This is a genomic window from Actinomycetota bacterium (genome assembly GCA_036280995.1).
In the GTDB taxonomy this organism is placed as follows: Bacteria; Actinomycetota; CALGFH01; order CALGFH01; family CALGFH01; genus CALGFH01.
On record DASUPQ010000130.1, the window covers coordinates 1 to 6,993 of the forward strand.

The 6,993-nt window shown below is 74.4% G+C and carries 8 protein-coding genes and 1 riboswitch; all 8 genes read left to right on the forward strand.

The genetic code is table 11. The features are described from left to right. Positions 1-1,004, forward strand: a 1,004-nt coding sequence (locus VF468_04170) for a VWA domain-containing protein (protein HEX5877510.1), incomplete at its 5' end; no start/stop codon positions are given. A gap of 28 nt (positions 1,005-1,032) precedes the next feature. Beyond that, complete coding sequence (locus VF468_04175) at positions 1,033-1,455, forward strand: molybdenum cofactor biosynthesis protein MoaE (GenBank protein HEX5877511.1); 423 nt, start codon at positions 1,033-1,035, stop codon at positions 1,453-1,455. Beyond that, positions 1,448-2,428, forward strand: a complete 981-nt coding sequence (moaA, locus tag VF468_04180) for a GTP 3',8-cyclase MoaA (GenBank protein ID HEX5877512.1) — start codon at positions 1,448-1,450, stop codon at positions 2,426-2,428. The genes VF468_04175 and moaA overlap by 8 nt, the downstream gene beginning before the upstream one ends. 86 nt (positions 2,429-2,514) lie before the next feature. Next, positions 2,515-2,979, forward strand: coding sequence for an HIT domain-containing protein (locus tag VF468_04185; protein HEX5877513.1), 465 nt, complete (start codon positions 2,515-2,517; stop codon positions 2,977-2,979). Positions 2,980-3,053: 74 nt separating this feature from the next. Continuing rightward, positions 3,054-3,650, forward strand: coding sequence for a hypothetical protein (locus VF468_04190; protein ID HEX5877514.1), 597 nt, complete (start codon positions 3,054-3,056; stop codon positions 3,648-3,650). Continuing rightward, the gene (locus VF468_04195) at positions 3,647-4,459 is read left to right on the forward strand and encodes a hypothetical protein (protein HEX5877515.1); all 813 of its coding nucleotides are present in this window, start codon (positions 3,647-3,649) and stop codon (positions 4,457-4,459) included. Before VF468_04190 ends, VF468_04195 begins: the two co-directional genes overlap by 4 nt. Positions 4,460-4,580: 121 nt before the next feature. Beyond that, a riboswitch (TPP riboswitch) is annotated at positions 4,581-4,695 on the forward strand. Beyond that, positions 4,686-6,077 (forward strand): cytosine permease, encoded by a 1,392-nt coding sequence (locus VF468_04200; protein ID HEX5877516.1) that lies wholly within the window; start codon positions 4,686-4,688, stop codon positions 6,075-6,077. Its footprint overlaps the riboswitch before it by 10 nt. Continuing rightward, positions 6,074-6,754: a DUF2461 domain-containing protein gene (locus tag VF468_04205; GenBank protein HEX5877517.1), complete on the forward strand. Its 681-nt coding sequence runs from the start codon at positions 6,074-6,076 to the stop codon at positions 6,752-6,754. The genes VF468_04200 and VF468_04205 overlap by 4 nt, the downstream gene beginning before the upstream one ends. Positions 6,755-6,993: the final 239 nt, after the last annotated feature.

A 6,993-nucleotide genomic window follows, 5' to 3' on the forward strand; every position in this document is an offset into this window, starting at 1 on the left:
TCTACTGGGCCGGGCGGGTGGCCATGGTGGCCCGCAGGGAGGACCTGACCGCCTACGACGCCGCCTTCGACGAGTACTTCCCGAGCGCCACCACCGACGCCCTGGCCATGGTCGCCGGCTGGGGTCCGCAGACGCCCGGCACGCCCGAGCTCGAGGTCCTGCTCGACCAGGGGATCGCCGAGGAGTCCTGGGAGCCGGCCGAGGGGGCGGAAGACGGCGAGGGCATCGTCGGGGTGCTGGCCAGCGGGGCCGAGGTGCTGCGGAACAAGTCCTTCGACGAGCTCAGCGAGTCCGAGCGGCTCCAGGCCGACCACATCATCCGGGCCCTGGGCGTGCACCTGCCGACCCGGCACAGCCGCCGCTACCGGCCGTCGCCCTACGGGCGCCGCTTCGACCAGCGCCGCACCCTGCGGGCGTCGCTGCGCACCCAGGGCGAGCCGTTCCGCCGGGCCTGGCGCGACCGCCGCCGCCGGGTCCGGCCGCTGGTGCTGATCCTGGACGTGTCCGGGTCGATGTCGGCCTACTCGCGGGCCCTGATGCAGTTCGGGTTCGCGGCCATGCGGGCCGGCCGCCGGGTCGAGGTGTTCTGCTTCGGGACCCGCCTGACCAGGGTGACCAGGGCGCTGGCCCGCTCCGAGCCGGACGACGCCCTGCGCCAGGTCGCGGCCGCGGTGGTCGACTGGAACGGCGGCACCCGCATCGGCGCCTCCCTCAAGGAGCTGCTGGACCGCTGGTCCCAGCATGTGGCCATGCGCGGGGCGGTGGTGGTGCTCTGCTCGGACGGGCTCGAGCGGGGCGACCCGGCCCTGCTGGCCGCCCAGGTGGCCCGGCTGTCGCGCCTGGCCCACCGGCTGATCTGGGTCAACCCGCTCAAGGGCAGCCCCCGCTACGAGCCGCTGGCCCGGGGCATGGCCGCCGCCCTGCCGTACGTCGACGTGTTCCTGGCCGGCCACAACCTCGAAAGCCTCGAATCGCTCTGCGAGGTCCTGGAGGGCGCCCGGTGAGGTTCCGGAAGGGGTGTAGCGTGGGAGGGTGAACCTGACCGTCCTGCTCACCTCCGAGCCGCTGTCGCTGGACGCCGCCTTCCGGGCGGTGCTCGACCCGGCCTGCGGCGGGACGGCCCTGTTCGTCGGCACCACCCGCAGCCCCAACCAGGGGCGCCAGGTCGACGAGCTCGAGTACGAGGCCTACGCCGAGCTGGCCGAGCCGGAGATGGAGCGGGTGGCCCGCAAGGCCGCCGCCACCCACGGCCTGGGCGCCGTCTACCTGGCCCACCGGACCGGCGTGGTCGGGGCGGGCGAGCCGAGCGTGATCGTGGCCGCCGCGGCCCCGCACCGGGCCGAGGCGTTCGCCGGCTGCCGGGAGCTGATCGACGAGCTCAAGGCGACCGTGCCCATCTGGAAGAAGGAGCGCTGGGCCGGCGGCGGCGAGTGGGTGGGGGTCCCCGATGCCTGAGATGGTCGACAGCTTCGGCCGGGTCGTGCGCGACCTGCGGGTCTCGGTCACCGACAAGTGCAACTTCCGCTGCCTGTACTGCATGCCCGAGGACGGCCTGCCCTGGCTGGCCAAGGACGACGTGCTGGGCCGGGACGAGCTGATCCGCGCCCTGCGGGTCGCCATCGAGCTCGGGGTGCGGACGGTCCGCATCACCGGCGGCGAGCCGACGCTCCGGCGCGACCTGGTCGACGTGGTCGCCGCCCTGGGCGCGCTCGGGGTCGAGCTGTCCATCACCACCAACGGCTTCCTGATGGACCGCCTGGCCGAGCCGCTGCGCCAGGCCGGCCTCAAGCGGGCCAACGTCTCCCTGGACTCGCTGCGCCGCGACCGTTTCCGGGAGATCACCCGCCGCGACGCCCTCGACCGGGTCCTGGCCGGCATCGACGCCACCCTGGCCGCCGGCCTGCACCCGGTGAAGATCAACGCCGTGGTCGTCCGCGGCTTCAACGACGACGAGCTGGAGCCGATGGCCGCCTGGGCCCGCGACCTCGGCGTCGAGCTCCGCTTCATCGAGTTCATGCCCCTGGACGCCCCCGGGGACTGGACCCGCGACCAGGTGATCCCGGCGGGCGAGATCCTGGCCCGGCTCGACGCCGCCTTCGGGCTGGAGGCCCCCGACCCGCGCGGCAGCGCCCCGGCCGAGCGCTACCGCTACCGCGACGGCCGCGGCGCCGTCGGGGTGATCGCCTCGGTCACCCGCGCCTTCTGCGCCCAGTGCGACCGCATCCGCCTGACCGCCGACGGCCAGGTGCGGACCTGCCTGTTCGCCACCACCGAGTACGACCTGCGCTCGGTGCTCCGCTCGGGCGCCGGCGACGACGCGGTCGCCCAGGTCTACCTGGACGCCGTCGCCCGCAAGCAGTGGGGCCACCGCATCAACGAGGCCGACTTCGTCCAGCCGGCCCGCGGCATGTCGCAGATCGGCGGCTAGCGCGCCCGTTCCGTCCGCGCTTCCCGGGGAAGCCCCGGTTTCGGTTACGCTCCGGTTCCGACTGTCTCTGGTGGGAGGACACGGGCATGCAGGCAGATTGCACCTTCTGCCAGATCGTCTCCGGCGAGCTGCCGGCCGACCTGGTGGACGAGGACGAACGGACCATGGCGTTCATGGACATCAGCCCGGCCACCCTCGGCCACGTGCTGGTCGTGCCCAGGCGCCACGTCAGCGACGTGATGTCGGCCGACGTCGAGGACTGGCTGGCCGTGGCGGCCACGGCCAGGCGGATGGCCCGCTGGGTGGTCGGGGCCTTCAAGGCCGGCGGGGTCGACCTGGTGCAGGCGAACTCCGACGGCTCGGCCGGCAACCAGACCGTGTTCCACCTGCACGTCCACGTGCTCCCGCGCTACCACGACGACCAGCTCGGGTCCTGGTGGTCGCCGCAGACGGCCGACCCGGCCGAGATCACCGAGGCCGCCCGCCGCCTGGTCGAGCACGGCCGCTCCGACCCCGAGCGCATTCCGCCGCTGGCCTCCACCTCCACCTGAGCGTCGGTCGCAGGTTTGCGTCCCGGCTTGAACGGGATAGCGAAACAAGAGACGCTGGGGGAAAGGGGACACCCATGGACACAGGTCTGCTCGTCGCCATACTCGTCGTGCTCGTGCTGCTGGCGCTGCTCGCCTTCTTCGCCGGCCGCCAGCGCCGCAGCCGTAAGCTGCAGGACACGTTCGGCCCGGAGTACCAGCGCACCGTGGAGGAGACCGGCGACCGCAAGGCGGCCGAGGCCGAGCTGGTCGAGCGGACCGAGCGCCGCGCCGGGTTCGAGATCGTCCCCCTGGAGCCCGAGGCCCGGGCCCGCTACGTCGAGGCCTGGCGCCACACCCAGGCCCAGTTCGTGGACGAGCCCGCCGAGGCCACCCGCGAGGCCGACCGGCTGATCACCTCGGTGATGCGCGACCGCGGTTACCCGGTCGACGACTTCGACCAGCGGGCCGCCGACCTGTCGGTCGACCATCCCCAGGTGGTTGACGACTACCGGGCCGCCCACGCCATCGCCGCCCGCAACGAGCGTTCCGAGGCCAGCACCGAGGACCTGCGCCAGGCCCTGGTCCACTACCGGTCGCTGTTCGAGGAGCTGCTGGAGGAACGCCACCCGGACGGGTCCGTGCCCGAGCCGGACCGTCATCCCGACCGGTCCACGACCGAGGAGGCACGATGACGGAGCGCTACGGGTCCGGCTACGGCGACGAGGGCGCCCAGCGGCCGTCGGGCCGCGGGGCCGTGACCGAGCGGCTGGCCCGGCGGGACCAGGACGCCCGCGAGATCGACCTGACCGACGAGGCGGCCAAGGCCGAGGCGGACGACGACACCGTGGTCAGCCCGGCCGCCCGGCCCGACGGCGACCAGGCCGACCGCGAGTCGTCCGGCGCGTTCGAGCCGGCCGAGCCGGTGGTGCTGGCCCCCGACCCGCCGGCCGAGGCCGGCCGGGCGGGCTCGTCCATCTTCGACGTCGACGAGCGGGCCAAGCAGGAGGAGCTCAACCGGACCGGCTACGAGCCCCCGGTGGCCGACACCGCCGATCCGGACGGTTCGCGCGGCGAAACCACCGTCACCGAGCCCGGCGAGCCCCGCCGCGAGCCCGCCGACGCCGAGGCCAGCGACGCCACCGCGGCCCCGGTCGCCGACCCTCCCGCCGAGGCCGACGCCGGCACGCCAGCCGACGCCGCGCCCGCCCCGGGCGCTGCGGCCGCCGCCGAGGCGCCGGAGGCGCTGCTCGGGTCGCTGGACACCGCCGGCATCCGCAACCGCTTCCTCGACATCCAGGCCGGGTTCATCGACGAGCCCAGGCAGGCGGTCGAGGAGGCCGGCCGCTTCGTCGACGACCTCGTCCGGCAGGTGGCCGACGCCCTCCAGCAGCAGCGCGGCCAGCTCGCCGGCGCCAGCGACGACGCCTCGACCGAGGACCTGCGCCTGACCCTGCGCGCCTACCGGCGGTTCGTCGACCGGCTCCTGGGCCTGGGCGGCTGAGCGAGACGCTCAGCGTCGGGGTCGCGGAGGAGTACCAGCTCGTCGACCCGGCGACCCGCGGGAGGCGGTGGTGGATCTGGTGGCCGAGGCGACCGCCCGCTAAGGTGGCCGCGGGCCTTCGACGGAGGTGCCAGGGGAGCCCGGCGGAACCGGGCTGAGAGGCCGACTGCAGCGGTCGGCGACCCTTCGAACCTGATCCGGCTAGCACCGGCGAAGGGAGCGCGAGATGACGGCTGGCCAGCGGTCCTTCTCCATCCAGCAGCCCCCCGAGTGGGGCATCGAGCCGGTCCCGCCCGACCAGCGGCGGCTCGGCTTCCTCGACCAGGCGGTGCTCTGGGGCAACCTCGGCGTGAGCCTGCTCGTGCTCGTCGCCGGGGCCCTGCTGGTCCCCGCCCTGGGCCTGTGGCAGGCCCTGGCCGCCACCGTGGTCGGGGCCGTGGTCGGCAACGCCCTGCTCGGGCTGGCCGCCGTGCCCGCCGCCGCCACCGGCGTGCCGGCCATGGTCCTGTACCGGGCCCCGCTCGGGATCCGCGGCTCGCTGCTCCCCACCGCCTGCAACGTCGTCCAGAACCTGGGCTGGGCCACCTTCGAGCTGTTCGTGATCGCCACCGCCGCCACCGCCATCTCCGAGCGGGTGTTCGGGGCCGGGGGCCGGCCGCTGTGGGTCGTGGCCTTCGGAGCCCTGGCCACCGCCATGGCCGTGGCCGGCCCGCTGACCGTGCTGCGCCGCTGGCTGCAGCGGTTCGCCGTCTGGGCCGTGCTCGCCTCCACCGCCTACCTCACCTGGTACGCCCTGACCCGGTTCGACCTGGCCGCCCTGGCCGGCCGGGCCGGCCAGGGCGGGCTCTCGTTCTGGGCCGGGGTCGACCTGGCCATCGCCCTGCCCATCTCCTGGGTGCCGCTGGTCGCCGACTACGCCCGCTTCGGCCGCTCGGCCGGCTCGACCTTCTGGGGCACCGCCGTCGGCTACCTCCTGGCCCAGGTCTGGTTCTTCGCCCTCGGCGTGCTGTTCCTCCTCTCCATCGGCCAGGGCGACGTGATCGCGGCCCTGCTCGCCGTGCCGGTGGGGCTGGTGGCCATGGCCGTGCTGGTGGTCGACGAGACCGACGAGGTGTTCGCCAACCTCTACTCGGCCGGGGTCAGCCTCAAGAACGCCGCCCCGGGCCTGCCCGGCCGCCGGGTCGCCGTCGCCCTCGGGGCCGTCGCCACCCTCCTGGCCGTGCTGGTCGACGACCTGGCCCGCTACGAGAACTTCCTGTTCCTGCTCGGGGCGCTGTTCGTCCCCCTGTTCGGGGTGCTGGCCGCCGACTGGTACGTGCTCGCCCGCCGCCGCTACGACGTCGACGCCATGTACCGGCCCGACGGCCCCTACCGGGGGGTGCGCTGGCCGGCCGTGCTGGTCTGGCTGCTCGGGTTCCTGGTCTACAACTGGATCAACCCCGGGACCGTGACGGCCTGGGTGTCGCTCGTCGACCGCCTGTTCGCCGGCCTGCTGGGCCTGCCGTTCCCGCTCTCGGCCCGGCTGCCCTGGCTGGGCGCCTCCATCCCCGCGTTCGCCGTCGCCTTCCTGGCTATGCTGGCCGCCGGTCGCCGCTCCAGGAGGGAGGCTGTCGCGTGACACGTGAGTTCGCGGGGATGCCGGACGAGGGCTTGGCCTTCCTCGAGGACCTGGAGGAGCGGAACACCAGGGAGTTCTTCGACGCCAACAAGGGCGTGTTCAGGGAGCAGGTCCAGGCACCGTTCGCCGCCCTGGTCGAGGCGGCCGCGGCCAGGCTGCGCCGCAGCGTCCCCGACCTGGGGGAGCCCAAGGTGTTCCGGATCTACCGGGACCTGCGCTTCAGCAAGGACAAGACGCCCTACAAGACGTCGATGAGCGCGTCGCTGCCGTCGCGGGCCGACCAGGAGGACGGCGGCCCCGGGGTCGGCACCGGCTACTACGTGAACGTCGGCCCGGCCGGGCTGTACACCGCCTCCGGCCTGTACCACGCCGCCCGGCCTGACCTGGAGCGGGTCCGGGCCGCCATCGCCGACCCGGACACCGGCCCGGAGCTGGAGGCGATCCTGGGCAAGGCCGCCACCAAGGGCCTGGAGCCGTGGCTCGACCCCCTCCAGCGCACCCCCCGGTCGTGGCCGGCCGACCACCCGCGGGCCGGCCTGCTCAAGGCCCGCTCCCTGGTCCTCAACCGCCGCCACGACCGCGCCTCCTGGCTCCAGACGGCCGAGCTGCTCGACCACCTGCTCGCCGACTGGAAGGCGATGATCCCCTTCAACCGCTGGCTCGAGCGGGTTCCCTGAACCTGGGGAACCGAGGGGTCGTCCGGGCCGTCTGACAGGTAGCGATCCGCCGATCGACCCGGGAGGTGGGCCGGATGGGCCACCGTCGTGGGGCCACGCTGGTGGCCGTCGCCCTGGCTGGAGTCCTGGCCGTGGCGGGCTGCGCCGACCCGGACGCGGTCCCGGTGGCCGCGCCCGTCGAGCACCCGTGCGGGCCGGAGGTCGACCCGGCCACGGCGCGGGTGATGGACGTGTACCTG

What these genes read in the sequence shown, in the direction of transcription:
- VF468_04190 (HEX5877514.1), top strand. Translation starts at nt 3,054, where the DNA reads ATGGACACAGGTCTGCTCGTCGCCATACTCGTCGTGCTCGTGCTGCTG.
- moaA (HEX5877512.1), top strand. Translation starts at nt 1,448, where the DNA reads ATGCCTGAGATGGTCGACAGCTTCGGCCGGGTCGTGCGCGACCTGCGG.
- VF468_04185 (HEX5877513.1), top strand. Translation starts at nt 2,515, where the DNA reads ATGCAGGCAGATTGCACCTTCTGCCAGATCGTCTCCGGCGAGCTGCCG.
- VF468_04200 (HEX5877516.1), top strand. Translation starts at nt 4,686, where the DNA reads ATGACGGCTGGCCAGCGGTCCTTCTCCATCCAGCAGCCCCCCGAGTGG.
- VF468_04195 (HEX5877515.1), top strand. Translation starts at nt 3,647, where the DNA reads ATGACGGAGCGCTACGGGTCCGGCTACGGCGACGAGGGCGCCCAGCGG.